Annotated in this window: 23 protein-coding genes; 9 read left to right on the top strand and 14 right to left on the bottom strand. The window is 62.8% G+C overall.

What is annotated here, in order from left to right; translation table 11 throughout:
- The first annotated feature begins 140 nt into the window (after positions 1–140).
- Both hutI and ABZ728_RS05570 read left to right on the top strand, forming a co-directional pair.
- Entirely contained in the window at positions 141–1,418 is a 1,278-nt protein-coding gene (hutI, locus tag ABZ728_RS05575; RefSeq protein WP_366654933.1) for an imidazolonepropionase, read from the top strand.
- Positions 1,419–1,571: 153 nt separating this feature from the next.
- A complete protein-coding gene (locus ABZ728_RS05570; RefSeq protein WP_366654932.1) occupies positions 1,572–3,269 on the top strand; it encodes a thiamine pyrophosphate-binding protein in 1,698 nt (565 codons plus the stop codon).
- 275 nt (positions 3,270–3,544) lie between these two features.
- Here the strand turns inward: ABZ728_RS05570 and ABZ728_RS05565 are convergent, their stop codons facing one another.
- From ABZ728_RS05565 to ABZ728_RS05525, 9 genes are all read right to left on the bottom strand, one after another.
- Positions 3,545–4,207 (bottom strand): flavin reductase family protein, encoded by a 663-nt coding sequence (locus ABZ728_RS05565; RefSeq protein WP_366654931.1) that lies wholly within the window; start codon positions 4,205–4,207, stop codon positions 3,545–3,547.
- A gap of 5 nt (positions 4,208–4,212) precedes the next feature.
- The gene (locus tag ABZ728_RS05560; protein WP_366654930.1) at positions 4,213–5,580 is read right to left on the bottom strand and encodes an adenylosuccinate lyase family protein; all 1,368 of its coding nucleotides are present in this window, start codon (positions 5,578–5,580) and stop codon (positions 4,213–4,215) included.
- A gap of 33 nt (positions 5,581–5,613) precedes the next feature.
- Positions 5,614–7,056 (bottom strand): MmgE/PrpD family protein, encoded by a 1,443-nt coding sequence (locus tag ABZ728_RS05555; protein ID WP_366654929.1) that lies wholly within the window; start codon positions 7,054–7,056, stop codon positions 5,614–5,616.
- A gap of 3 nt (positions 7,057–7,059) precedes the next feature.
- On the bottom strand, positions 7,060–7,956 hold the full coding sequence (locus ABZ728_RS05550; protein ID WP_366654927.1) for a polysaccharide deacetylase family protein: 897 nt from the start codon (positions 7,954–7,956) through the stop codon (positions 7,060–7,062).
- Between the two features lie 414 nt (positions 7,957–8,370).
- Positions 8,371–8,994 (bottom strand): methyltransferase domain-containing protein, encoded by a 624-nt coding sequence (locus ABZ728_RS05545; protein WP_366654926.1) that lies wholly within the window; start codon positions 8,992–8,994, stop codon positions 8,371–8,373.
- Between the two features lie 325 nt (positions 8,995–9,319).
- Positions 9,320–11,266, bottom strand: coding sequence for a cobaltochelatase subunit CobT (gene cobT / locus ABZ728_RS05540; RefSeq protein ID WP_366654925.1), 1,947 nt, complete (start codon positions 11,264–11,266; stop codon positions 9,320–9,322).
- A gap of 135 nt (positions 11,267–11,401) precedes the next feature.
- The gene (cobS, locus tag ABZ728_RS05535) at positions 11,402–12,382 is read right to left on the bottom strand and encodes a cobaltochelatase subunit CobS (protein ID WP_366654924.1); all 981 of its coding nucleotides are present in this window, start codon (positions 12,380–12,382) and stop codon (positions 11,402–11,404) included.
- Positions 12,383–12,571: 189 nt separating this feature from the next.
- A complete protein-coding gene (locus ABZ728_RS05530) occupies positions 12,572–13,105 on the bottom strand; it encodes a J domain-containing protein (RefSeq protein WP_366654922.1) in 534 nt (177 codons plus the stop codon).
- A 223-nt stretch (positions 13,106–13,328) separates the two neighbouring features.
- Complete coding sequence (locus ABZ728_RS05525; protein ID WP_366654920.1) at positions 13,329–14,093, bottom strand: SDR family oxidoreductase; 765 nt, start codon at positions 14,091–14,093, stop codon at positions 13,329–13,331.
- Between the two features lie 157 nt (positions 14,094–14,250).
- Here ABZ728_RS05525 and ABZ728_RS05520 point away from each other — a divergent pair, with 157 nt between their 5' ends.
- From ABZ728_RS05520 to ABZ728_RS05510, 3 genes are all read left to right on the top strand, one after another.
- On the top strand, positions 14,251–15,216 hold the full coding sequence (locus ABZ728_RS05520; protein WP_366654918.1) for a sugar ABC transporter substrate-binding protein: 966 nt from the start codon (positions 14,251–14,253) through the stop codon (positions 15,214–15,216).
- A 115-nt stretch (positions 15,217–15,331) separates the two neighbouring features.
- Entirely contained in the window at positions 15,332–16,387 is a 1,056-nt protein-coding gene (locus ABZ728_RS05515) for an ABC transporter permease (RefSeq protein ID WP_366654917.1), read from the top strand.
- On the top strand, positions 16,387–17,178 hold the full coding sequence (locus ABZ728_RS05510) for an ATP-binding cassette domain-containing protein (protein WP_366654915.1): 792 nt from the start codon (positions 16,387–16,389) through the stop codon (positions 17,176–17,178). Before ABZ728_RS05515 ends, ABZ728_RS05510 begins: the two co-directional genes overlap by 1 nt.
- A gap of 32 nt (positions 17,179–17,210) precedes the next feature.
- On the opposite strand, the gene ABZ728_RS05505 is transcribed toward ABZ728_RS05510, so the two are convergent.
- From ABZ728_RS05505 to ABZ728_RS05485, 5 genes are all read right to left on the bottom strand, one after another.
- On the bottom strand, positions 17,211–18,212 hold the full coding sequence (locus ABZ728_RS05505; protein WP_366654913.1) for a Gfo/Idh/MocA family oxidoreductase: 1,002 nt from the start codon (positions 18,210–18,212) through the stop codon (positions 17,211–17,213).
- Between the two features lie 22 nt (positions 18,213–18,234).
- Positions 18,235–19,521, bottom strand: a complete 1,287-nt coding sequence (locus tag ABZ728_RS05500; RefSeq protein ID WP_366654911.1) for a TRAP transporter large permease — start codon at positions 19,519–19,521, stop codon at positions 18,235–18,237.
- A gap of 111 nt (positions 19,522–19,632) precedes the next feature.
- The gene (locus tag ABZ728_RS05495; RefSeq protein ID WP_366654910.1) at positions 19,633–20,205 is read right to left on the bottom strand and encodes a TRAP transporter small permease; all 573 of its coding nucleotides are present in this window, start codon (positions 20,203–20,205) and stop codon (positions 19,633–19,635) included.
- A 143-nt stretch (positions 20,206–20,348) separates the two neighbouring features.
- The gene (locus ABZ728_RS05490; protein ID WP_366654908.1) at positions 20,349–21,344 is read right to left on the bottom strand and encodes a TRAP transporter substrate-binding protein; all 996 of its coding nucleotides are present in this window, start codon (positions 21,342–21,344) and stop codon (positions 20,349–20,351) included.
- Positions 21,345–21,449: 105 nt separating this feature from the next.
- Entirely contained in the window at positions 21,450–22,232 is a 783-nt protein-coding gene (locus tag ABZ728_RS05485) for an SDR family oxidoreductase (RefSeq protein WP_366654907.1), read from the bottom strand.
- Positions 22,233–22,551: 319 nt separating this feature from the next.
- Between ABZ728_RS05485 and ABZ728_RS05480 the strand changes: the two genes are divergently transcribed.
- From ABZ728_RS05480 to ABZ728_RS05465, 4 genes are all read left to right on the top strand, one after another.
- Complete coding sequence (locus ABZ728_RS05480; protein ID WP_366654905.1) at positions 22,552–22,845, top strand: BolA family protein; 294 nt, start codon at positions 22,552–22,554, stop codon at positions 22,843–22,845.
- 356 nt (positions 22,846–23,201) lie between these two features.
- Positions 23,202–23,489 carry a ribbon-helix-helix domain-containing protein gene (locus ABZ728_RS05475; RefSeq protein ID WP_366654904.1) on the top strand — a complete coding sequence of 96 codons (288 nt, stop codon included), beginning with the start codon at positions 23,202–23,204 and terminating at the stop codon, positions 23,487–23,489.
- A 217-nt stretch (positions 23,490–23,706) separates the two neighbouring features.
- Entirely contained in the window at positions 23,707–24,003 is a 297-nt protein-coding gene (locus tag ABZ728_RS05470) for a hypothetical protein (protein ID WP_366654902.1), read from the top strand.
- A complete protein-coding gene (locus ABZ728_RS05465) occupies positions 24,000–25,274 on the top strand; it encodes an MFS transporter (RefSeq protein ID WP_366654901.1) in 1,275 nt (424 codons plus the stop codon). Before ABZ728_RS05470 ends, ABZ728_RS05465 begins: the two co-directional genes overlap by 4 nt.
- Positions 25,275–25,317 lie beyond the last annotated feature (43 nt).

Below are 25,317 nucleotides of genomic sequence, written 5' to 3'. Positions count from 1 at the left end.
GACCGTCAATCCAATGGTAAACGCCGGTGCACCCGGGTCTCAAGGGCTTCTCGCCACCTATTGACGGATTTCGGTCCGCCGGGCCCATAATGGCCGCTCGACAGGGGCGACGTTTGGCCGGGACCGGGGAGCATTCTTTCATGTGGGAACAACTTTGGCTCGACCTCAACGTGGCGACCATGGCCAGTGAGGGACCCCCCCTAGGAGTCGACGAGGGATCTGCCGACGGAATCCCGGAGGCTGGGCCGCTGGGCATCATCAGGGACGCTGCGATCGCCGTCGACAACGGGCGGATTGCATGGGTCGGGCGTCGTTCCGACCTGCCGGGCGCGCCAGAGACGCTGGCGCGGCAGACGCGGCGGATGAGTGGGATGTGGGTCACGCCGGGGCTGATCGACTGTCACACCCATTTAGTATTCGGCGGTGACCGGGCGCGGGAATTCGCACTGCGCCTTGCCGGCGCCAGTTACGAGGAAATTGCCCGCGCCGGCGGCGGTATCGCGTCCACCGTCGCGGCGACCCGCGCCGCCGACGAAGATACGCTGTTCCAGGGCGCCATGAAGCGGGTCGGATCCCTGGCCGCAGAAGGCGTGACGACCGTCGAGATCAAATCCGGCTATGGCCTGGATCTGGCAACCGAGCGGCGTATGCTGGCGGTCGCCAGCCGGATTGGTGCGCCGACTCTGGTCGATGTCCGCCGGACCTTTCTGGGCGCGCATGCCGTCCCTCCGGAATACAGGGATCGCGCCGACGCCTATATCGACCTGGTGGTCGAAGAAATGCTGCCTGCGATCGCCAGCGAGCGGCTGGCCGATGCCGTCGACGCCTTCGGCGAGTCGATCGCGTTTTCCCCCAGCCAGGTCGAGCGTGTGTTCGAGCAGGCAACGGCATGCGGCCTGCCGGTCAAGCTGCATGCCGATCAGCTTTCCGATCAGGGCGGGGCCGCCCTGGCCGCGCGGTTCAATGCGCTGTCGGCCGATCATCTGGAGTATACGACCGAGGCTGGCGCCGAGGCCATGGCGGCCGCCGGCACAGTCGCGGTCCTCCTGCCCGGCGCCTTCTACACGCTGCGGGAAAGTCAGTGCCCGCCAATCGCCGCGTTCCGCCGACACGGCGTGCCGATGGCGGTCGCGACCGATTGCAATCCCGGCAGTTCGCCGATCGAGTCATTGCTGACCACCATGAACATGGCCTGCACCCTGTTCCGGATGACGACCGAAGAAGTGCTGACCGGCGTGACCCGACATGCCGCCGCCGCGCTGGGACTGCACGACCGTGGTGTGGTTGCGCCGGGCATGCGGGCGGATCTTGCGTTCTGGTCGGTCGCCGATCCGGCCGAGCTATGTTATCGGATCGGCGGCCGCGTCTCGGCCGGTCGTCTGCTGGCTGGCCGGGCGCTGTGGTCCCGTGACGGTTGACGGGCGTATGCGCGGGGCACGCGCTACGTGGATTGGCAGAGTCGGCAAGCCGTGCTATTGCCACAGCCGAATTTCGGAATGAATGAACCGCCCCATTCGGCGCCGATTGCCAGACAATAACTGCGCCAGACAACAACTTCGGAAGCCCGCGTCATGACCAGTAAAAGCAATGATCGTCGTCCCGCCCCGATTTCGCGTACCGGTGCGCGGCATCTCGTCGATACATTGATCCGAAACGGCGTCGATACGGTCTTCTGCGTTCCTGGTGAAAGTTATCTGTCGGTGCTCGATGCCCTGCACGACGTCGGCGATGCCATTCGCCTGGTCGTTTGCCGACAGGAGGGCGGGGCCGCCGTCATGGCAGAGGCCTATGCCAAGCTGACCGGGCGGCCTGGTATCGTCTTCGTGACCCGTGGGCCGGGCGTGACGAACGCGTCGATCGGTCTGCATACCGCGCAGCAGGACAGCACGCCCGTCATTCTGTTCATGGGGCAGGTCGGTACCGGCGAGTTCGAGCGCGAGGCGTTCCAGGAACTCGACGTCCGGCGGGTATTCCCGTCGATGACCAAATGGGCCGCCCAGATCGATCGGGCCGACCGGGTGGTCGAGATGGTCGGGCACGCCTTCAGCACCGCGATGAACGGCCGCCCGGGTCCCGTGGTGCTGGCCCTGCCGGAGGATATGCTGATCGACGAGGCGGAATGCCGCCCAGCCGCGCCGGCGCGCAAGGCCGATGCCGCACCGTCGGCAGCCGATCTGGCCGAATTGCGCGACCGTCTGGCCGAAGCAGACAAGCCGTTCCTGATCGTCGGCGGCGGCGGGTGGTCGCCGGCGGCGCGCGATGCGGTCTGCCGCTTTGCCGAGGCATGGTCGCTGCCTGTGGGCACGTCTTTCCGCTGCCAGGACTATATCGACAACGATCATGCCTGCTACGCGGGTGACGTCGGCATCGGCGCGAACCCGGCGCTGGTCGATCGCGTCAAGGAAGCCGATCTGCTGATCGTGCTCGGGCCGCGATTGGGCGAAATGACCACGGGCGGCTACACCGTCGTCGAGGCGCCGCTGCCGCGCCAGTCGATCGTTCATATCCATGCCGATCCCGAAGAACTGGGCCGGGTCTACCACACCGCCCTGCCGATCGCGGCCAGCCCGCTGGCGGCAGCCGAGGCGCTTGCCGCACTGCCGCCGCCCGCTGGCGATCCGGCCTGGTCCGGCGACGCGGCGACGATGCATCAATCCTATCTGTCGTGGCAGGACGAACAGCCGATGGTCGGCGACGTGAACCTGTCGGCGGTCGTGCGCCATCTGTCGGAAACCGAGGGTCCGGACGCCATCTTCGCAAACGGTGCCGGCAATTTCGCCGCCTGGCTGCATCGCTTCTATCGGTACCGGGGCTATCGCACGCAACTTGCCCCGACCAGCGGCGCGATGGGTTACGGCCTGCCGGCCGCGGTGGCCGCCGCCATCGTCGATCCGTCGCGGCGGGTGACCTGCTGGGCGGGCGACGGCGACATCATGATGACGATCCAGGAACTGGCCACCGCCGTTCAGTATGGCGCTAGTCTGACGGTGATCATTGTCAATAACGGCATGTTCGGCACCATCCGCATGCACCAGGAACGCGAATATCCGACAAGGGTTAGCGGCACCGCCTTGGTCAACCCCGATTTCGTCGCCCTGGCGCGTTCGTTCGGTGCCCGTGCGGAACGGGTGACCCGGACCGACATGTTCGCCGATGCGCTCGCCCGTGTGCGTGATGGCGACGGCGTCGGCCTCATCGAACTGGTCACCGACCAGGAAACCATCTCCCCGCGTGCCACGATCAGCGGCCTCCGCGCTGCCGCGAAATAGGGGCGGCTCAAGGGGATAGCGACCCCGGCTCTGCGGAGCGGTATTTCATACCGCACCGCGTCCGGGGATTGGAATGGGGGGTGTGGCGCGCTTCCACCCTAACCGATTCCCGTGCGCAGCGCGGCGCGAAGTGACGCGCTGCCGACCCGGGATATGGTGCCGTGGCTCTCGGCGGAGAAACGCGAAACGGGCTCATCCGGATCGGAACCGATGACCGGGTCGGGGGCGGCGATCAAGGGGAGGCGGAACCCGGTCCTGCCAGAGCAATGCAGGCTTCAGCGTTTATTCGGACCCTCCGGCGGGTTTTCGAACACTTTGCCGGACAGAACATCCTCGGGCTGAGGAATGGCCATAGCATAATAATCTCGGGTGCTGGCGTAATAGGGGCCATGGAGCCGACCGATCAGCCCCAGCTTTTCGCCGTCGACGCGCAGTGTTTCGCGGTCGATCATGTCGTCGCGCACATGAACGGCGATCACCTGGCCCATGACGATAGTGCGCCGGCTCCCCGGTTCCAGCATCATGTATCGGCGGCATTCCAGCGAAACGGGGCATTCGGCGATGCGCGGCGGTTTCACATGGGTCGATGGCGCGGTGGTGAAGCGGGCGAGGGGAATTTCATCGACGTCCTCGGCCACCGCCGAGCCGCAGATAACCATGTTCCAGGCATGGGTGTCGTCGGCCAGATTGACAACGAACTCGTCGGTCGTCCGGATATTCGTGGTCGTATCCTTCGGGCCGCCCGTTTTCTTGTTCTGAATGCCGATTGCCACCAGGGGCGGATCGTCGCTCAACACATTGAAAAAGCTGTAGGGTGCCGCATTTACGATGCCGTCAGCCGAGACGGTCGTGATCAGGGCGATCGGTCGGGGGACGACAACCCCGGAAAGGACCTTGTAGATCTGGTCGGGGTCGAGGTCAGTGAGATCGAGCCGCATGTGAGTTATGCTTCCATATTGTTCTGGTGAGCTTTGTGAGGGATCGGCCTGCGGGCCGCGGCAATCGCCCGGTCGATCATGGCGTCCGCCGTTCCCAGATAGTTTGCCGGGTCGAGGCAGGCCCCAAGGGCGTCCGGCGTCAAGACGTCTGTCACGGCTGTTGTCTCCGCCATGACATCGTAGAGCGGCCGGTTCTCGGCGATGGCGCGGTGGCATACGTCCTTCATCAGGACATGGGCCTTCTGGCGTCCGGTCCGCTGTGCCAGTTCCATCATCACGGCCTCGGCCAACAGCAGACCCTGTGTGATATCGAGATTGGCGCGCATCCGGTCGGCGTCGACGATCAGATCTGCCAGGACAGACTTGATCAGTGACAGGGCGGTGCCGGCGCGTGGGATCGCCGTGGGCGTCAGATACCATTCCTGGTGCGCCGGACCCATGCCGCGCTCGTGATCGTGGCGCATGGATTCCACACTGGCGGCGGCGTCGCGGCGCGCGGCGGCGGCACAGGTAGCGACCAGTTCGCAGGTCACGGGGTTGCGCTTCTGCGGCATCGTGCTGCTGCCGCCGCGTCCCGGAATGGCGGGTTCGGCCAGCTCGCCGATTTCGGTCTTCATCAGCAGCCAGATTTCCTGGGCGATCTTTTCCGCCGTCGTCGCGGCGGCGGCGGCCAGTCCATACGCTTCGGCCAGCGCATCGCGGGATACGTGCCAGCTGATGACCGGTTCGCTCAGCCCCAGTTCACGCGCCAGTGCTGCCCGTACGGCAAGTCCGTCATCGCCAAGCGACGCCAGTGTGCCGACGGCACCACCGAATTGCAGCGTCAGGACGCGGGAACGGCTTTCGGCCATTCGATGGCGATGGCGCGTCATCTCGTCGAGCCAGACAGCGGCCTTGAAGCCGAAGGTCAGCGGCAGGGCATGTTGGCCGTGGGTCCGGCCGGCCATGAGCGTCGAACGGTGCCGTTGGGCAAGGTCGATCAGGATTTCCTGAATGGCGCCGAGGTCCCGGTCGATGACCGTCCAGGCGGCGCGAAGCTGAAGCACGAGTCCGGTGTCCATGATGTCCTGGGTCGTGGCGCCCCAATGGACATAGCCGCCGGCATCGTCGCCGCACCGGTCGGACAACTGATGCACAAGCGGCAGGATCGGCCATCCCAATGCCCGGGTATCGGCGTCTAGCTTCGCCAGATCGAGATCTGATGTCCGGGCCGCGCGCGTGATCGCCGCCGCCGCGGAGGCCGGGATCATACCGATTTCAGCCTGTGCCCGAGCGAGTGCGGCTTCGACGTCGAGCCAGGCCTGTGCCGTTGCTTCGGCGGAAAAGATGCCGCGCATTTCATCGGATAGATAGATCGCATCGAACAGCGCCATGGTGTCGCGTTTCCCGTCAAGGTGCAGTGTGGATCAACCGGCCGGGCGAAGGGCCGGGTGACTGGTCGGGTAATTGGCTGGGGAGGCAAGCGGCGGAACGCGAGCGGTCAGGGTGTCGGGTTCCAGCGTGGCAAGCGCTGCGGTCCATGCCACCAAAGCCGGGTTACGGCCATCGATCGCCGCCCGCGTCTTTGCCAGAACGGCGTCACGATTCAAGGGACAGTCGGGGCTTCCGGGGGCGCTGTCGCATTGCGCGCTTAACCGGCGATTGCCGCAAAGCACGACCGTGACGCGCGCTGGCCGATCCATCGGCGGCGCTGGCAATGGCTGGAATTCCGACAGCCTGACCAGACGGCGAAGGCGTGCGATCAGCGGATTGCTCACCCGATCCGCGGCGAACGAGGCCGCGTCCGCGCGGCCGGTCAACAGCGCGACGGCGATGGCATGGGGCAGCGAGAAACGGGCCGCCAGATCGGTTGCCGGCTCAGCGTCCGCCAGCATCAGAGCCAATGGGTGCGTTGCGACCTCGATCGCTTCGATCTCAGCCAGCCAATCGTCGTCGGTCATTCCGGCACGGATTTCCAGCGCGGCGTGAATGCCCGCATGGGCGTACTGGCAACAGGCATAGATCTTGTGATAGCCGTCGGTCACCGCCCAATGGGTACCCAGATCATCAACCAGCGCGGCAGGGTCGACCGACTGCCGGTCCCGCGCGCCCATGACATCGCTCAGAACTTCAACAACGCCAGCGGCATCGCCCGCCATGCCTGCTTCGACCGCGGTCAGGGTTCTGAAAGCCGTTGTCGCGCCATGCCCGGCCCAGGCGTTGCGGATTTGCAGTCCGCCCATAGCGTGGCTCCAGGGGCCGGGGGCAGAAAGGGTCGCCGCCGCGCCCATGGCTGCCACGCGGTCGTCTGCCGACAAGCCGCGCATATGGGCGAGTGCGGCCGTGGCGGCGATCGCCGACAGCCCGGCGTGTGGATGAACGATCAGTTCCGGTCCGGCAAAGCAGCGGGCGAGGTGGGTCGCCGTTTCGTAGCCGACGATCACCGCTTCGAGCACCAGGGCGGCTGAGGCGCCGGTGGCTTCGGCTTCTGCCAGCACGGCCGGGACCGTATAGAGCCCGGCATGGCAGGCGATGGGGCGATAGCCCTCGTCCAGTTCGCACCAGTTGGCGGCGACGGCGTTGGCGAACGCGGCCTCTTCCCGGCGAAGCGGGGGAAGATCAGTCCCGGCGAGGTGAGCTTCGGGTTCGCCCGGCCGCGTCGACACCAGCCGGTGCAAAGCGGCGACTTCACCGACCACGGTGCCGGCCGCCATGGCGCCGATATCGTCGGCGACGATCAGGGCGGCCCGGCTTTTCGCAGCGTCGGGGATGGCCGTCGGATCAAGTCCGGCGGGCCAGCGGGCCAGCGTATGGATCCGGTCGACCAGATCGCCATCGCCGTCGTGCAGCCTGCGGGCGCCGGATGCCATACCTCAGACCGTTGCAACAGTGCCGGCCGGAAGGCCGGAAACGTGTTTGGCGATCGCACCCGGCCGGGTCAGCCAGATCCGGTCGCGATAGCGCGCGATATGCTCCAGCGCCCGGCGCAGGCGCCGCAGCCGCAGCGGCTGTCCGACGATGAAAGTATGAAGGGCGATCGGACAGACCAGCGGATAGTCACCGGCCTGATACAGACGCTCGTCGAAATCATCGACGATCATGTCCGAGAAGGTGTCTTCCGAGACGCGGCGATAGATGAAGGCCGGCGAGTCGTTCACTTCCATGCTGGGGTAGGGGACGGAGAGGATCGGACCCGATCGGGTGCGGAACCAGATCGGCTGATCGTCGACCGGCCAATCCATCATATAGCTGTAGCCGTGCTCCTTGAGCAGATCGGGGGTTACCGGGCTCTGTGAAATCCAGGGACCGAGCCAGCCGGCCGGCTGCTTACCCTCGTGTTTCTTGTAGTCATCCGTGGCCTCGGCGATCAGGCGGGTTTCGCCGGCCTCGTCCAGTTCGGCCTGTCGCTCGGAATTCGTGCGGCCGTGGCAGACGATCTCGTCGCCCCGCTTTCGGAACGGTTCCAGCACCTGGGGGCAGTGGTTGTAGATCGAGGTGTTCAGATTGACCACGACGGGCAGCTTCAACTCGTCGAAAAGCTGAAGAAGGCGCCAGACGCCGACGCGGTTGCCGTAGTCGCGCCACGCATAGCCGCGGTGATAGGGCGGATTCTGCACGGCGGTGAAATCCGAGCCCGGGAAAGTCCCGAATTCGAAATGTTCGATATTAATAGCGAAATATACGGCAAGGCGATTTCCATCCGGCCACTGATAGGTCGGACGTTCGAAAATCGGGGAAAAGTCGTAGCGTCCGTGCTGGGCCAGCGTCATCGAATTCCTCACTCCCTGGATTCCGTTTTCGGAACCGATTGATCGGCCTGTACGGCACAACTATCCCGATCGCACCGGCATATTCTCATGAATACGAGAAGAGTGCTTCGGGCAAGAGTCTGCCAAGCCGGTTGATGTAGCCATCACCTTACGTATGGGAGTGTATACAGTTCAACCAATTTGTTCTTCAGGGGCAAGGGGCTGCGATTCCCATTACCGGATCGTCCCGGGCGCCGTTGCTCTCGGCGGGCGAAACGCGGACCGTGTTCCACCGGAACGTGTGGGCCCCGGACAGCGCTTCGCGCTTCCGGGGAGGTGAAAGGGGTAGGACGTGCGCAGCGCGGCCACGAAATGACGCGCTGCAGACCCGGGATCGGGTGCGGCGGCTCTCGGCGGGCGAGACGCAATTTGGGTTCAGCCGGGTTTGCGCAGTTTGACCAGCGAAAAAAGCCCGAGCGGCGGAAGTCCGTCCTGGCGATCTTCCAGTTCCAGCGACGTCGACTTCATCATGTCATCGAAATCGAAATCCGGATGCCAGCCGAGTTGCGATGCAAAGCGGGACATGCCACGCTCGATCGCGGCGCGTGCGCCGACCTTGGATTTGAAGTGATTGACGAAAACGATGGTTCCGCCGGGGCGTGTTACCCGTTCGATCTCCCGCAGCGCCTGGTGAACGTCGGGCACGACGGACATGACGTAGGCGGCGATGATGATGTCGAAACTCTCGTCCGGAAACGTTAGCGCGTTTATATCCTGTACCTGCAGGTCGCGGACATGGGTAAGGCCATCGCGATCGGCACGCTCCCGCGCCTTTTCCAGCATCTCCGGCGATATATCGATGCCGGTTACATCGTGGTCGCGGCGATAGAATGGCAGCGTCAGACCTGTACCGACGCCGACTTCGAGCACGCGTCCGGTTCGCTCGTTCGCGATATCGGCGGCAAGGCGGCGCCCCTTCTGGCCCAATAGCCAGCGGAACGTGGAATCATAAACCGGGGCGTATCGGCGGTAAGACCGCTTGACAGCATTAAGATCCATGGTCGCTTCCCGTGGAGCGCTTGTAGTGGTGACGTCTGGCAACAGCCTCAGCGTCGCAGCGTACCACAGCCTAGGCCAGCAGAACGTGGCAAAGTCAAGGTAAGTCACGGAAAACCGGACCGGCACGGCCGGTTGGACAGAAAAATGGCGGCGCAGCCATCCGGCTGCGCCGCCTTCGAGTTTTGGCGATGACACGACAGGAAGAGGAGGGAACGCAATGGCGTTCCGGTACTCTTGCAGTCGTACTGTTGAAACCGAAACGCAAATGCGAGTCATTCTCAACACGAGAACAGTACCACATCGATTGGCGTTGGCAACCTCGAATTTATCGTACCTTGACCGATCCGCCCCGAACCGGCGGAGCGCTTGCAGCCCGGGGATAGGCCGGTGGCGTGTCCGCGCGCTCCCGGCTTGCGGTGCTGCGCGCCGGATTCGATCCGGGGCCGCTTTCCTCGTCGAACAGTTCGGCCAGTTTGTCGACCATGGTGCCGCCGAGTTGTTCCGCATCGACGATCGTCACCGCGCGACGATAGTAGCGGGTGACGTCATGGCCGATACCGATGGCGAGCAGATCGACCGGGCTGGACCGTTCGATCCACTCGATCACCGACTTCAGATGGGTTTCGAGATAGTTGCCCGCATTGACGGAAAGCGTGCTGTCGTCGACCGGTGCGCCATCGGAGATCACCATCATGACCTTGCGCTGTTCCGGCCGGGCGGCGAGACGACTGTGCGCCCACAACAGCGCTTCGCCATCGATGTTCTCCTTCAGAATGCCTTCGCGCAGCATCAGCCCAAGGTTCTTGCGGGCCCGGCGCCACGGCATGTCGGCGGGCTTGTAGACGATGTGGCGCAGATCGTTCAGCCGCCCCGGATAGACGGGCTTGCCGGCCTTGATCCAGTTTTCGCGCGCCATGCCACCCTTCCAGGCCTTGGTGGTAAAGCCCAGAATCTCGACCTTGACGCCGCAACGCTCCAGCGTGCGGGCAAGAATATCGGCACTGATCGCCGCGATCGAGATCGGACGCCCGCGCATCGAACCGGAATTGTCGATCAGAAGCGTAACCACCGTGTCTCGGAACTCGGTGTCTTTCTCCTGTTTGAACGACAGTGGCGTCAGCGGGTTGATGACGATCCGCGACAGCCGCGCCGCATCCAGCAGGCCTTCTTCGAGGTCAAAGGACCAGTTGCGCTGCTGCTTTGCCATCAGTCGGCGCTGAAGCTTGTTGGCGAGCCGCGAGATTGCCCCCTGCAGGTGCTGCAATTGCTGATCCAGCATCTGGCGCAACCGCGTCATCTCGTCGGGATCGCACAGATCCGCAGCTTCGACCACCTCGTCGAATTTGGTCGTAAACGGCCGGTAGGGCTGTCGGCTGGGGTCGTTGATGCGGTCGCGATCCTGCGCCAGGGGCTCGCCGGGCGCCTCGCTCTCGCGAACGGCTGTCTGATCGTCGCCGTCGCTGTCGCCTTCGTCCAGCCCTTGCTGATCCTGTTCTTCCTCGGACCCCTCGGGGTCGCCCTCCTGATTCTGGTCTTCGGCGGAGCTTTCCTCGCCTTCGCGCGAACCCTGATCGATCTGATCGTCCTGCTGATTCTCGTCGTCGTCGTTCCGCTCGTCGTCTTCGGAGGACTCGATCTCGTTGCCCAGTTCAAGGTCGAGATCGGATAGCAATGCCCGCGCGCAATTGGCGTAGCCGGCCTGATCTTCGATCATGCCGCAGAGATCGCGCATGCGATTGCCGAGCTTCTCCTCAACGAAGGGCCGCCACAGATCGACGGCCGCGCGCGCCGCAACCGGCGGCTCCTGGCCGGTGATGGCTTCGCGCGCGAGCATACGCACCGCCTCGGAAATCGGCACCTGCGCCTGCTCGGTGGCCTTGTCGAGGCCCTGACGCCGATACCGGTCGTCCAGCGCGGCCGCGAGATTGGCCTGGATGCCCGACATATGCGCGCTGCCCACGGCTTCGCAGCGCGCCTGTTCCAGGGCCTCGAAGGCTTCGCGCGCGGTCTCGCCCTCGGGCTGGGTGGCGGCGTGGACCTTGCGATCATGGTGGCGCAGGCGCAGCGCGATGGCGTCGGCGGCTCCCCTTATCCGCGCCGCTTCTTCGGCGTTCAGCAGGCGCGAGGGCTGTGGCAGCCGGATCTTGGTACCGGACACTCCGGCCGGGTCGTTGCTGAACTGAAAGCTCAGATCCGACGTCCGGCCAAGGGCTTTGACCGTAGCGGCCGTCGCCTTCTTGAATATCTCGGTTGGATTTTCCTTTTTGGACATCCGGTTAAAGTCCCTGTCTGCGTCAATCGTGCCTGGGAGCGGCCTTGGCTCCTCCCACCACGCGACCCGGCGCCTGCGCGGCCGGTCTGCTACCGGAAGCGCGGGCGCTGCGGGAAGCGCTGAAGGCGGGCCTGATCAGCCGGCAAGTGCCGGTATGGCCGTTTCGGGGAGTTCCTTGTCAAAGGCACGCTGGTAAAACTCAGCGATGATTGGCCGTTCGGTTTCGTCGCATTTGTTGAGGAAGCTGGTTCTGAACGCGAAACCGACATCGCCGCCGAAGATTTCCGCATTCTCCGCCCAGGTGATCACTGTTCGCGGTGACATGACCGTCGAGATGTCCCCGGCAATGAACGCGTTGCGGGTCAGGTCGGCGACGCGGACCATGGACGACACGATTTCGCGGCCCTCGGGCGTATCGTAGCCGTCGAGCTTTGCCAGAACGATCTTGGCCTCGTGCTTGGCATCGAGATAGTTGAGCGTCGCCACGATGTTCCAGCGGTCCATCTGGCCCTGGTTGATCTGCTGGGTTCCGTGGTACAGACCGGTCGTATCGCCCAGTCCGACCGTATTGGCGGTCGCGAACAGCCGGAACGACGGGTCGGGACGGATCACCTTGTTCTGATCGAGCAGGGTCATCTTCCCTTCGGCCTCCAGAATTCTCTGGATGACGAACATGACATCCGGCCGACCCGCGTCGTATTCGTCGAAGACGAGGGCGCAGGGGTTCTGCAATGCCCAGGGCAGAATACCCTCGCGATATTCGGTTACCTGCTTGCCGTCGCGCAGGACGATGGCGTCCTTGCCGATCAGGTCGATTCGGCTGATATGGCTGTCCAGATTGACCCGGACGCACGGCCAGTTGAGACGGGCCGCAACCTGCTCGATATGGGTGGATTTGCCGGTCCCGTGATAACCCTGGATAAGAACCCGCCGGTTGAAGGCGAAGCCGGCCAGAATGGCGACCGTCGTTTCATGGTCGAACTGATACGTCGGGTCCAGATCGGGGACATAATCGCTGCCCTGGCTGAAGGCCGGAACCTTCATGTTGCTATCCAGGCCGAAAGCTTCGCGCACGGATATTTTTGTGTCCGGCTTTCCTTCAGGTAACGCGCTCATCGAATAACAACCTCTCTTCTATTGAATACCGTGATCGCCCGGGCAAAGGGGCGGCCGGCCAGCGGTGCCATACATGTGCCGTGCTATAGGCATTATGTGGCTCGGCAAGGGGACAAACCAAGGTTCGATTGCCAGCTATGCACGGCCAATCGGCCGGCTGCGCACATCGGCAGTGACGAATGCTGAGTGTTAACGGGCCATCGCCGCCTTCAACGTACTATACGCCAGATTGATGGCCTTGAGTTTTTCTTCGGCTTTGCGTGAGCCGCCATGGCGGTCCGGGTGATGCTCCTTGACCAGGGTCTTGTACCGGGCTTTGACGGTGGCAAAATCGACCGGGTAATGAAGATCGAGCACCGCAAGCGCGTGTTCCTCCGCCTGAGTGGCCGCACCGGCCTCACGATACTGTCGGCCTGCCTCCTCCCAGGCGCGGCGGCGGCGCGCGTCGCCGCTTCTGCCGCCAGGATCGCCGCGTTTATCGAAGGCGTCGGCAAAGGCTGCTCGCAGATCCTGTTCCCGGTCGTACCAGTCGCGGCCGGCCCAACCCCTTGCGTCGCCTCCGGCACCCAGGCCCGCTGTTCCGAACGGCCAGCTCGGCCTGTTCCAGGTTACGTCGCGGTACCAGGCGGCGTCGATTTCCGCCTCGTCCATGCCGTCACAGAAATCCCAGCGGGCGTTGTATTCGCGGACATGGTCGATGCAGAACCAATGGAAGTCGGACAAGCGTTCCCGCGATTTGGGTGCCCGATGCTGCCCCTCGGCCTCGCAGCCAGGGTGATCGCATGGTCTTTCCGGTGGGGCGGCCGAAGGCTCGAAATAGGCCGCCCGTTCCTTCCATTTGGGTTTCCGCGTTTCCATAGGCGCCAGTATGGTCACGGGCCGGGGTTGTTGCAAGCCGTCGCAACCGGCTCGAAGCAGCGGAATTCGTGCGGCCCTTGCGCACGCATTACGGCATCACCTGGCCGCCGTTCACCTCGATGATCTGCCCGGTGACATAGCTGCTGAGTGCCGGGGATGCCAGCCACAGGAACGCGCCGGCGCATTCTTCGGCCGTACCAAGGCGCCCCATGGGAATCGACGCGGCGATCACGCCGAGTTGCTCAGGCGATGTGAAGCGGTCGTGCAAGGGGGTCTGGATGACGCCCGGGGCGACGGCATTCACCCTGATGCCGTCGGGTGCCAGTTCCTTGGCCAGGCCGCGCGTCATGGTCGAGACGAAGCCCTTGGTCGACGCATAGATGACGGAGCCCGGACCACCCCCATTCCGGGCGGCGACGGACGAGGTATTGATGATCGCGCCGTTTGCGGATTTGCGCAGATGGGGGATCGCGGCGCGGGTGCAGGCCACGACGCCACGGATGTTGGTGTCGATCAAGTCGTCCAGCATTTCATCGGTTATGTCGGCTACCGGAATCCGCCCGACCAGACTGCCGGCATTGTTGATCAGCAGATCCAGTCCGCCCAGCGCCGCCGCAGCCTCGTCCACGGCGGTCGCCGCCTCTGCCGATCGCCGCATATCCGCACCCAGCGTGACAGCCTCGCCGCCGGAAGCGCGGATCTCCCCGGCAATCGTGTTCGCCGCATCCGCCCCGGTATTATAGTGTATGGCCACATGCATGCCGTGACAGCCCAGCAGCCGCGCGACCGCCGCGCCGATGCCTGAACTGCCGCCCGTGATGAGAACGCGCTGACCCGCGAGATCGACGACCATTGTGATCCTCCCCTTTAATGTCGCATGCCGGGTATTCCGGCAGGTCAAATCTGCCTTTGAACGAAATTATGGAATGTGTATTCTACCGGCGGCACAATTCGCTCGTGCCGTTCAACGCGACCCCAAACGGGGCCTTAGACAATTATGGGAGGGTACGATGCGCTCGACAATACGATTTGCAGGGCTGACGGCGGCTGCGGCCGTGCTGGCCGTTGCCGGACACGCCCCGGGCGTTGCCCAGGCGGACGAGGCAGACCGCATGGAATTCATCGTCGTCTCGCACGGCGCGGCGGCCGATCCCTTCTGGTCGGTGGTCATCAACGGCGTGAACGAAGCTGCCGCGGAAATGGACGTCGACGTGACCTATCGGGCGCCGGAACGGTTCGACATGGTCGAGATGCAGCAGCTGCTGGATGCCGCGATTGCCGCCGATCCCGACGGCATCGTCGTGACGATTCCCGACGCCGACGCCCTGGGCGGCGCGATCGAAGAGGCGCTGGCCGCCGGCATTCCCGTGATTTCAATGAACACAGGTGCCGACGTCTATGCCGATTTCGGCATTCTGGCCCATGTCGGGCAAACCGAATACGAAGCCGGTGTTGGCGGTGGCGAGCGAATGGCGGAGCAGGGCGTGACGAACGCCATCTGCATCAACCACGAGGTCGGCAATGTCGCGCTCGATCAGCGTTGCGAAGGGTTCCAGGAAGGCTTGGGCGAGGACGCGACTGTCGAAGTGCTGTCCGTCGATCCCGACCCGACCGATGTCCGGGATTCCGTCGTCGCCCATATCACGCGCAATCCCGATGTCGAAGGCTTGCTGGCTGTCGGCCCGGTCGGCATGCATCCCAGCCTGGACGCGCTGCGTCAGGAAGGCGTGATCGGCGACATGGTCGTCGGCAGCTTCGATCTGTCGCCGGAAATCCTGGAAGCGGTGGAAAGCGGCGAGATGGCGTTCGCCATCGATCAGCAGCAGTATCTGCAAGGCTATCTGCCGATCGTCCTGCTCAAGGAATACAACAAATACGGCGTGATGCCGGCAGGGATCGTGCGGACCGGCCCCGGCTTCGTCACCCAGGAGAACGCAGCCGACGTCATCGACTGGTCTGCCGAGGGCTATCGCTGACCCTTGACTTCGTGAGGCCGGCGAACCGCAACAGCGGCGCCGACCTCGCCTTTGGCATATGCGTGACCGGCAGTCCGCGAATGTCGGATATGCGTTACATCAGGGAGGAAGGATCATGACCGAGAGGGCCAAGGGGGCCGACGACGCGCCCGAGCAGGGCCGGGACGACCGCCTGGCGCGTCGGTCTCTGGTTCGGCGATTGCTTAACCGTCCGGAACTGGGCGCTGTTGCCGGCGCCATCATCGTCCTGATCGTGTTCCTGGTCGTCGCCGGCGACAGCGGCATGTTCTCGCCCCGGGGCATCGTCAATTTCCTGAACGCCGCCGCCCTTCTCGGCATTGTCGCGGTGCCGGTCGCGCTGCTGATGATCGGCGGGGAATTCGACCTTACCGTCGGATCGATGATCGCCTTTACGGGTATGACCGTGGCGATCGTCGCGGTGTCGATGGAATTTCCCCTGTGGCTGGCGATCCTGGCCGCCTTCGTCATCGCACTCGGCATCGGCTTCATCAACGGCTACATCGTCATCTGGACGGGACTGCCGTCGTTTATCGTCACGCTCGGCGGCCTGTTCATTCTCCGCGGCCTGACCGTGGGACTAACGCGTCACATAACCGGGCGCACCCAGGTCGGCGGCGTACGCGACCTGATGGCGGGCGACCCGCTGGTGCCGCTATTCCACGGGACGCTGCTCGGCCTTCCGCTTTCAGTCGTCTGGTTCCTGATCCTTGGCGGTTTGGCGACCTATGTGCTGCTGTTTACCCGGTTCGGCAACTGGATATTCGCGGCCGGCGGCGACAAGAACGCGGCCCGCAATGTCGGCGTTCCCGTCGATTTCGTGAAAATCGTTCTGTTCATGCTGACAGCGGCCGGTGCGACCCTGGCGGCCGTGATCACCGTTCTGGACGCGGGTTCGGCCGATACCCAGCGCGGTCTGCTGCGCGAACTCGAAGCGATCGCCGCGGCGGTCATCGGCGGCTGTCTGCTGACCGGGGGCTACGGATCGGCGGTCGGGGCGATGCTCGGCGCACTGATCTTCGGCATTACCCAGCGCGGCATTTTCTATACCGGCATCCCGACCGACTGGTTCCTGGTCGTCCTTGGCGGCATGCTTCTGGCCGCCGTGATGTCCAACAGTTACATCCGGCGCAAGGCATTGGAGGGGCGGTGATGAATTCCGAAACGCCATTGCTGGAAGTTGCCGGCTTGTCCAAGAGCTTCGGGTCTGTCACCGCGCTCAAGGATGTTTCGATGAAACTGGATGCCGGCGAGGTGCACTGCCTGCTGGGTGACAACGGCGCCGGGAAATCGACCCTGATCAAGGTTTTCGCCGGCGTCCACGAGCCGACGACCGGCGAGTTGCGTCTTGAGGGCAAGCCGACGCGGTTTCAGTCGCCGCGCGATGCCCTGGACCACGGCATCGCCACCGTGTTCCAGGATCTGGCGATGATACCGTTGATGAGCATCACGCGGAATTTCTTCATGGGCCGGGAGCCAACGGTCGGATGGGGGCCTTTCCGTCGCATCGACTGGGGCTTTGCCGACCGTGTTGCCAGCGAGGAAATGCACAAGATCGGCATTGAAGTGCGGGAGCCGCAACAGCCCGTGGGGACGCTATCGGGTGGTGAGCGCCAATGCGTGGCCATTGCGCGCGCCGTCTATTTCGGAGCCAAGGTGCTGATTCTGGACGAGCCGACCTCGGCACTGGGGGTCAGTCAGGCGTCGATGGTGCTGCGCTACGTGGCCCAGGCGCGCAAGCGCGGACTCGGCGTCATTTTCATCAGCCACAACGTTCATCACGCTTTCGCGGTCGGCGACCGGTTCACCCTGCTGAATCGCGGCCGCAGCATGGGAACCCACAGACGTGGCGAAATCACGCGCGAGGAACTGACCGACATGATGGCGGGCGGCAAGGAACTCGCACAGATGGAAGAAGAACTCCAGCAGATCGAGAGTGCTTGAGCGTTGCCTTCAAGTCGCGAGTGAGGTCGGGCTCAGCTCCGCTGATGCACGGGCTCCATGCGGCCGGACTCTTGCGAGTGGCGGGCCGCCTGGAGCACGTCCATGACCGGCAGCACCGAGGCCGCGTCGGCGATCGGCGTGCGGCCCTGCTGCAGGGCGTCGACGAATTCCGCAAGCTGGACCGTATAGAGGCCGGGATTCTGGTCGCCGGAATGGATGAGTTCGTCGTTCAGCCATAGCCGGGTTCCGATTCCGAATGGGACGCCCGTTGCGTATTCGGCGATTTTCATCACTCCGTCGGTGCCGATGACCACGGTTTCGTGAATATGAGGATTCGTCGACAGCGACAGATGCACTGCCGCCGACGCGGCGCCGGAGAACTCCATCAGGATATCGCCTTCGTCCGACGCGCCAAAGACGGGATTGAACCGCCGTGTCCGCGAGAAGACGGAGTGTGGGATCTCTTCCTTGAACCACAGGGCGAAGTCAATGTAGTGGCTGCCCTGAAGCGGCATGATCAGTTCACCGGTGTCGCTCCACCAGTCGGTCGGCGGCTGGGCAAAGCGCACCATGAAGTTGGTCACCATCCGGAAAATGTTCCCGATACGCGGGCGCAAGTCGTGGGCCATTCGGGCGGCATCGCTGAAGCGGCGGCTTTGGCCGACCATGACCGTCTTTCCGGCCGACCTGGCGCCAGCGACCATGTCGGCAGCTTCGTCGGCATTAGACGCCATCGGCTTTTCGACCATGACGTGTTTGCCCGCCCGGAGAGCTGCCAGAGTCGTCTGGTGATGGAGGACAAAGGGCAGGCAGATGATCACGGCATCCACGTCGGGGTCGGCCAGCAGGCTGGTCGTGTCCTCGTGAATTCGGTCGATGGGCACAATTCCGCGCGCTGATTCCGCCTTTTCGCGGCGGCGGTTGGTCGCTGCAACCACCCGGATCTTGTCCTTCAGATCGGCCGCGGCGGCAAGATGCGCCCGTCCGATCCGGCCCGTTCCGATGATGCCGAGATTGAGCCGTTCCTGTGCCATTGCATAGTCTCCCGAGATCGTTTTAGTTAAGGAAAAGGTTCGGCAGGAACAGAACCCAGCCGGGGAAATAGGTGACCAGTAATAGACAGATGATCAGTGGTATGTAGAACGGTATGACTGCCTTGAAAACCTTCTCGAATGGCGCCTCCGCAATGTCGGCGGCAATATAGAGGCAGACTCCCAGTGGCGGCGTCAGCATGCCGATCATCACGTTCAAGGTCATGATGATTCCGAAATGCACCGGATCGATCCCCAGTGCCATGATCATCGGGTTGAACACAGGGATGGTCAGGACGAGGATGGTCGACGAATTCAGGAACATTCCCAGACCGAGCAGCAGAATATTGATCAGCAGCAGGATGAGGTGAGGGTTGTCGGTCAGGCCGAGCATGAAAACGGTGACCGTCATCGGCACGCGCTCTACTGTCAGGATCCAGCCGAATATGGTCGCGCCGGCCAAAAGGAACATGACGGCGGCTGTTTGCTCGGCGGTCTCCCCCAATATGCCGGGCAGATGTCGGAAGATGATCTCGCGATAGAAGATGCCGAGAATAATGGCGTAGATGACCGCGATGACGCCGGCCTCGGTCGGTGTCACGACGCCGCCGGCGATACCGCCCAGCAGAATGATCGGCGCCAACAGCGTGAAGAATGCCTTCTTGAACGATACCCATATCTCGCAAAGGCTTTGCCGTGGCCGTGTCGGCATGACTTCCCGCCCGGATGCGGCCAGGAAGTACACCATGCACATCAGCGAGAAGCCCATGACGATGCCTGGCAGGACGCCGGCCAGGAACAGGCGGCCGACCGACACCTCGGCCAGAACGCCATAGATGACGAGCGTGATGCTGGGCGGAATGATCGGCCCGATAATCGCCGAGGCCGCCGTGATTGCCGCCGACATGGCACGGGAATAGCCTTCCCTGATCATGGCGCGAATTTCGATCAGGCCGAGCCCGGCGGTGTCGGCGACGGCCGCGCCCGACATGCCGGAAAAGATCATGCTCGCCACGATGTTGACGTGCCCGAGGCCGCCCTTGATGTGGCCGACAAGGCTGAGCGCGAATTCGAAGATCCGGTGGGTGATGCCGGCGGAGTTCATGAACCGTGCGGCCATGATGAAGAACGGCACCGCCAGAAACGGATAGCTGTCCAGGCCGTCGATCATTCTTTCCGGGATGATCGTGAGCGAAAAGGCCCGCTCGCTGAAGACCAGATAGAGCGTCGACGAAACGGCCAATGCCAGACCGATGGGCATCTTCAGCGCGATGAAGACCAGCAGGCTTCCGATCAGTAACGCCAGATCCATTTAATTTGCCTTCGGATTGCCGCGCGGTTCATACCGGTCAGCCGGCGGGCAGTGCGGTCGAACCTGCCGGGCAGCCGCCATGGGCGCATGTTTTCGAGAGGAGCAACCGTTCTACAGCCCCTTGACCACCGCTTCTGGTTCGAGCGCGTCAGGGTCGGCTGGCGGACGCAGGATCGATCGAAAATCTTCCAGAATGATCTGTACCGACGAAAGCGCCATCGAACAGGCGGCCAGGAACAGGCTTGCCGTCAGATACGCCTTGGGCCATCGAAGCGCGGCGCCGAATTCCAGAGTCAGCTGGGGCCCCATGATTCGCCACGAATACTGGATCACAATGACGAAGAAGAAGAGCCCCAGGAGATGCACGACGATATTGACCAGCGTTCGCGCGACGAACGGCATGGCGTCGACAAAGAACGAGATCGAGATATGTTTGCGGCGTCTGAGGACGACAGCGGCGCCGATATAAGACATCCAGACATAGATATAGACGCCGAATTCCGGTGGCCACGGAAGTGGCTGGTCGAGGATATAGCGCGAGAATACACCCCAGCCGGTCGCCACAACCAAGAGTCCGGCGGCGAGGCTGATCACCGCGACTTCGACCTTCTGTATCAATTGGCCGACGGTCTGCAGCGGGCGCAGAAAGAAATCGATTGCACCGACGATGGCTCGATCGTTCACGATTCCGACTCCGACGTTTCATGCCACACGTATTGGCTCCGGTGCCCGATTGGCTCCCGGCCGACCTGAAGCCGGCGACCGCTCCGGCCGACGAAAGAAGCGTCGTTCCGGAGCGGCGGGGCCGGTCGTCTGCCGGATGACTCCTAGCTTTCGGAGGCCAGATCGAAGACGTAGTCGAACAGCCCTTCGGTCCACTCGCCATCGGCCTCAAGTTCGCGGGCCAATTCCCGGCTGCGTTCGGCGAATGGCTGCAGGTCCGGACGGATCACCTCGATTCCCGCTTCTTCCATTTGGGACAGGGCGGTGGCTTCTTCTTCGTCGCGGATGCTGACGTAGTATTCGCTCCCCTCCAGTGCGGCTTGAATCAGGATTTCCTGCAGTTCTTCGCCGAGTTCCTGGAATGTCTGTTCGTTCACCACGACCGTATAAGGGTTGAGCAGATGGTCGGTATACATGAGGTAGTCGGTCTGCTCGTAGAAGGACATCGCATAGAGACCCTCGATCGGGTTCTCGACACAGTCGGCGATTCCCTGCTGCAAGGCGAGATAGGCTTCGCCATAGTCGATCCGAACCGGATCGGCGCCGACCGCTTCCCATGTCTGCAGATAGATCGGCTGGTCGGGAACGCGCACCCGCACGCCATCCAGATCGTCGGGGCTTTCGACAGGCACGGTGCAGATCAATCGCCGTGGTGAGCGCAAACCGTGATGAGAGATCATCCGGAGATTGCGTGTTTCCCGCAGGTTTTCCTTCATTTCCTCGAAGCGATCGGTGTCCATGAACCGAAGCATGTGGTCTTCGTTCTGGAATCCCCAGCCGATCGAGAAGATCTTGAAATCGGGATTGAAATTCTCGTACCAGGAAATGCCGCCCCAATAGAGATCGATCGAGCCTGTCGTGGTGCCTTCGATCATGGACGACACGGAACCAAGCGCACCCCCGGGATGGACGTCGATCTGAAGCCGCCCATCGCTGCGCTCGGCGGCAAGTTCGCTTATTCGCTCGGCCGCCATATGGGAAGGCGAATCGGGTGCTTCCGACATGCCCATCGTCAGGCGAAATGTTTCGTCGGCGTGGACGCTGCCGGCCGACAGGAACAGAATACTCGCAGTTGTGGCGAGAAGGCTAGACTTACGCATTTCGTCCTCCCTTGATATTATGTCCAAGTGCCTTTTATCGGGCACTCATTCAGTTCATAGATTTATTGTTTTTATTAGCCGGCACATCAAATACGAACCGGCGGGTCAGACCTCTGCCCCGGCAAGAAAACCGCCGTCGACATAAAGGATCTGTCCGGTCATATAGTCCGAGGCCCGGGTGCAAAGGTATAGCGCCGTTCCCTCCAGATCGGGTGGCAGACCTTCGCGCTTCATCGGGATGTAGCGCATCACGTTCGTCACCCACTCTTCATTGTCGAACAGCGCGGTGTTCATTTCGGTCCGGAAATAGCCCGGGCCGATGGCGTTTACATTGACGCCGTGTTTGGCCCATTCCACGGCCAGTGTGCGGGTCAACAGCAAGACGCCGCCCTTGCTGGCAGCGTAGGCGACCCGGCCGGGCAGGCCGATATGGCTGGTCAGCGAGCCGACATTGACGATCTTGCCGCCGCCCTGGGCGATCATGTGCCGGCCGAAGGCCTGACAGGCGAAGAACGGACCGGTCAGATTGACGTCGAGCACGAAACGCCATTTATCTTCAGGAAAATCGACCGTTGGCGATCGATGCTGGACGCCGGCGGAATTGATCAGGATGTCAGCGCTGCCATAGCGCTTGACGACATCGTCGGCAAAGGACTGAACCTCTGCCTGATGGCAGATATCGACGGCTTCGCCATGGGCTTCGATGCCTTCTGCTGCCAGTTCCCCGGCGGCTGCGATGCAGGCATCGGCATTGCGGCTTACCAGGATCACGCGCGCTCCGGCACGTCCGAGGGCGGTGCCCATCTGAAGCCCCAGGCCGCGGCTGCCGCCAGTCACCACGGCAACCTTACCGGACAGGTCGAACATTTCCATTATTTTAGAGTTCAAGCGTTCCTCCCCTTCCTCCGCCGGTCCCTATACGGGCTTGTCCAGTTCCGACCCCGAATAGCCAGACCAAAGGACATAGTGGCGACTGGGTCCATATTGTGGACCTATTATTCTCCATTTGTAGGGATTAGCGTATCACTGCCTACAATCCCTGTCTCGCATTTTGTAAGCGATTTCACCATACGGAACGGTCGAATTCGCCTCGCCGGTCGGGTGTTGGTGAAATGGGGGGGTCGACGTTGGTGTGGCAAGCCTGTAACCACGGCGACCGAGGGACCATTTCATGTCAGCGCCCTCTTTGCCCAAACAGGAGTCCGGCATGTCACAGAACCACGACGACGTCGCCAGCCGTATCCGCGCCAAGGTGACCAATGCGCTTCATCCCGTGCAACTCGAACTGCTGGACGAAAGTGACCGCCATATCGGGCACGCCGGCCACGACGGCCGCGGGCAAAGTCATTTCAAGCTGATCGTGGTGGCGGAAGTGTTCGAAGGGAAATCGAGAGTCGAGCGGCAACGCCTGGTATACGGGGCGTTGGCTGAAGAATTGGCCGATCGGGTTCATGCGCTGTCGATCACCGCGCGGGCGCCATCGGAACTCGACGCCGGATAGCCGGTGCTCCCGGCTGTTCCTTCGTTCGAATGGCTGGTGTGACGGCGATCATCAGCGCATGATTATTGCGCGATTGACCAACTATTATGTCGACGCCAGCCAATTCGTTCCAGTTCGTGGCGGACGCGCCCGCCATTCTCAAGGTCTCGGACCGAGCTTTGCATACCTCAGCAAGCCAGGCTCTTTCTTTAACATCAGATACACTTTTGGCGCGTATTTTATCCTTGACCTTTGACGTCAGGTTGAAATACGAATATATTCATCTCGTCCAAGGCGAGAAAAGGGGAGCCGAAACCCGCCCAGGGCGTGACCTGAAGTGGAGCCATCCATAAACCTTGAATACGAAGGAGACCACGATGCCGAGCACTTTGATCAGCAAGAATGTCACCATCGCCGGTCGTCGAACCAGCGTCCGCCTGGAACCCTATATGTGGGCGTGTCTCGACGATATCTGCACGCGCGAGAACATGACGGCGCACCAGTTCTGCACCGAAGTGGACCGTCATCGGCGGGCATCGTCCCTGACCGCTGCGATCCGGGTCGCGATTCTGGCCTACTATCGCAATGCGGCGCTGCGCCGGGATGATATCAGTGCATCGAGTTCTCGTGAGCGTATCCGGGAAGTTATGGAACTGCGTCCGTGAAAGCGGCCTTACCGCTCGCGGTCGCGGACCATCCATTAATGTGGATGGCGCGGCTGCGGCGGTAGTCGCCCCGGAACACAATCGTCCTGAATACGAACGAACCTGTTCCCGATAGCCCATCATCGTATAGTGTCGCCTCGTGTCATTCGGCCGGGCGGTGAGATGGGAGCTTCTCACCATACGGCCGCATGCGGTACGGCTCGATGGTGAGATGAAAATGGAAATTATTGTCCATATACCGTGGGACAATGCGCCCGACGGGCGTGACGCCCTTCGGCGCCACGGTCCCGATGCGACGGACATCCTGAATCGGCGCAATCCGGGTCGGCTGAGGCCCGGCGCATCGGCGATCAATGCCGGACGCAGTGAGCATCTGGTCGAGAGCGATCTGCGCGCTCTGCTCGAAAGCGGACACCTGTCCGGCGCCGGGGCGCCGCGCATTCTCGACAGCATCCGGGCGATCCTCCGCGGCGAGACTCCCGATACGCTCGTACGCATGGATCTCGAATATTGAAAAACGGCGAATGGTTCAGGTCCGAGTCGGGGCGAAGGGGAGCCGTTCTGCTGGCGGTTCTGTGCCTGCTGATTCTCTATACGCAGTTCATCAGATCGACGACGGCTGCGATCGGCCCGGCAATCATGGACGAACTGGGGTTGTCGCCGGGCGCGCTTGGATTGCTGACGGCGGCGTTTTTTCTCGTCTTCACCGTCTTCCAGATTCCGGCCGGCCTGATCCTGGATCGCTATGGTCCGAAGAAGGCGATTACCGGCTTGCTGGGTGTGGCATCGCTCGGCTGTCTGGCTTTTGCGGCCGGATCGGGCGTCGTCAGCCTCTCCTTTGCCCGTGGACTGATGGCTGTCGGCTGTTCCTGTCTGCTCATGGGGTCGATGATCCTGTGTTCCAGATGGTTCCCGCCGGCGCGCCTCGGTCTCGTTGTCGGTATATTGCTGTCCGTCGGCAATTCCGGTTCGCTGCTGGCGACGGCGCCTATGGCATGGTCGGCGGCGACGATCGGATGGCGCTCGACCTTTGTCGTGCTCGCGGTCCTGACCGTAGGTCTCATCGCGGTTGTTGTCGCGGCCGTCAGCGATCATCCGCCCGGCGGCCAGGCCGATGAACGGACGCGTCCAAAGTCCCAACCCGAGCGGCCGTCGATCTGGTCGCTGATCCGGGGATTGCCGGGGCTGCTGGCAGACATGCGCGTACGCCGGGTCTTTGTCATCGGATTCGTTTCCTACGGTGCGCTGATCAGCATTCTCGGCCTGTGGGGCGCTCCCTATCTGAACCATGTTCACGGCCTGGAGACGATCGAGATCGGGCGTGTTCTTCTGGTAATGGCCCTTGCGACCATTCTCGGACCGCTGGTCTACGGGATGATGGAGCGGTTCATTCCCGATCGGCGCCGGTTGGTGACGATCGGGGCCGGCGGAATGGTCGGATTTCTGCTCGTGCTGGCGTTTGTTCCGACGCCGCCGATCTGGGGTATCGCCATGATACTGGGCGGGATGGGGCTGATCGGAACCTATAACGGCGCTTTGCTGGCGCAGGCCCGGACGCTGTTTCCGGAAAATTCCGCAGGCCGCGGCATGACGCTGATCAACCTCTCGATCATGGGCGGTACGACCATCATCCAGTTGGTGACGGGCGGCATTGTCCAGGCTTTCGCCGGGCCTGACGGACGTGTCGATGAAATGGGCTATCGCCTCGTATTCGGTTTCCTGGCGGCAACCGTTGCGCTGTGTCTCTGGTATTTTGCCCGGCCCTTGCCCGCTTCGGATCGATAGAAGCAGGGCGATCGAAGCAGGGCGTGGTGGCGAATGGGCAAAG

It is taken from the genome of Fodinicurvata sp. EGI_FJ10296 (assembly GCF_040712075.1).
Taxonomy (GTDB): domain Bacteria; phylum Pseudomonadota; class Alphaproteobacteria; order DSM-16000; family Inquilinaceae; genus JBFCVL01.
The sequence above is the reverse complement of the archived record's forward strand: the minus strand, read 5'-3'. Positions and strand labels throughout refer to the sequence as shown.

Coding starts and splice junctions, on each gene's coding strand:
- hutI (WP_366654933.1), top strand. CDS start 141: ATGTGGGAACAACTTTGGCTCGACCTCAACGTGGCGACCATGGCCAGT.
- ABZ728_RS05570 (WP_366654932.1), top strand. CDS start 1,572: ATGACCAGTAAAAGCAATGATCGTCGTCCCGCCCCGATTTCGCGTACC.
- ABZ728_RS05565 (WP_366654931.1), bottom strand. CDS start 4,207: ATGCGGCTCGATCTCACTGACCTCGACCCCGACCAGATCTACAAGGTC.
- ABZ728_RS05560 (WP_366654930.1), bottom strand. CDS start 5,580: ATGGCGCTGTTCGATGCGATCTATCTATCCGATGAAATGCGCGGCATC.
- ABZ728_RS05555 (WP_366654929.1), bottom strand. CDS start 7,056: ATGGCATCCGGCGCCCGCAGGCTGCACGACGGCGATGGCGATCTGGTC.
- ABZ728_RS05550 (WP_366654927.1), bottom strand. CDS start 7,956: ATGACGCTGGCCCAGCACGGACGCTACGACTTTTCCCCGATTTTCGAA.
- ABZ728_RS05545 (WP_366654926.1), bottom strand. CDS start 8,994: ATGGATCTTAATGCTGTCAAGCGGTCTTACCGCCGATACGCCCCGGTT.
- cobT (WP_366654925.1), bottom strand. CDS start 11,266: ATGTCCAAAAAGGAAAATCCAACCGAGATATTCAAGAAGGCGACGGCC.
- cobS (WP_366654924.1), bottom strand. CDS start 12,382: ATGAGCGCGTTACCTGAAGGAAAGCCGGACACAAAAATATCCGTGCGC.
- ABZ728_RS05525 (WP_366654920.1), bottom strand. CDS start 14,093: ATGGTCGTCGATCTCGCGGGTCAGCGCGTTCTCATCACGGGCGGCAGT.
- ABZ728_RS05520 (WP_366654918.1), top strand. CDS start 14,251: ATGCGCTCGACAATACGATTTGCAGGGCTGACGGCGGCTGCGGCCGTG.
- ABZ728_RS05515 (WP_366654917.1), top strand. CDS start 15,332: ATGACCGAGAGGGCCAAGGGGGCCGACGACGCGCCCGAGCAGGGCCGG.
- ABZ728_RS05510 (WP_366654915.1), top strand. CDS start 16,387: ATGAATTCCGAAACGCCATTGCTGGAAGTTGCCGGCTTGTCCAAGAGC.
- ABZ728_RS05505 (WP_366654913.1), bottom strand. CDS start 18,212: ATGGCACAGGAACGGCTCAATCTCGGCATCATCGGAACGGGCCGGATC.
- ABZ728_RS05500 (WP_366654911.1), bottom strand. CDS start 19,521: ATGGATCTGGCGTTACTGATCGGAAGCCTGCTGGTCTTCATCGCGCTG.
- ABZ728_RS05490 (WP_366654908.1), bottom strand. CDS start 21,344: ATGCGTAAGTCTAGCCTTCTCGCCACAACTGCGAGTATTCTGTTCCTG.
- ABZ728_RS05480 (WP_366654905.1), top strand. CDS start 22,552: ATGTCACAGAACCACGACGACGTCGCCAGCCGTATCCGCGCCAAGGTG.
- ABZ728_RS05475 (WP_366654904.1), top strand. CDS start 23,202: ATGCCGAGCACTTTGATCAGCAAGAATGTCACCATCGCCGGTCGTCGA.
- ABZ728_RS05470 (WP_366654902.1), top strand. CDS start 23,707: ATGGAAATTATTGTCCATATACCGTGGGACAATGCGCCCGACGGGCGT.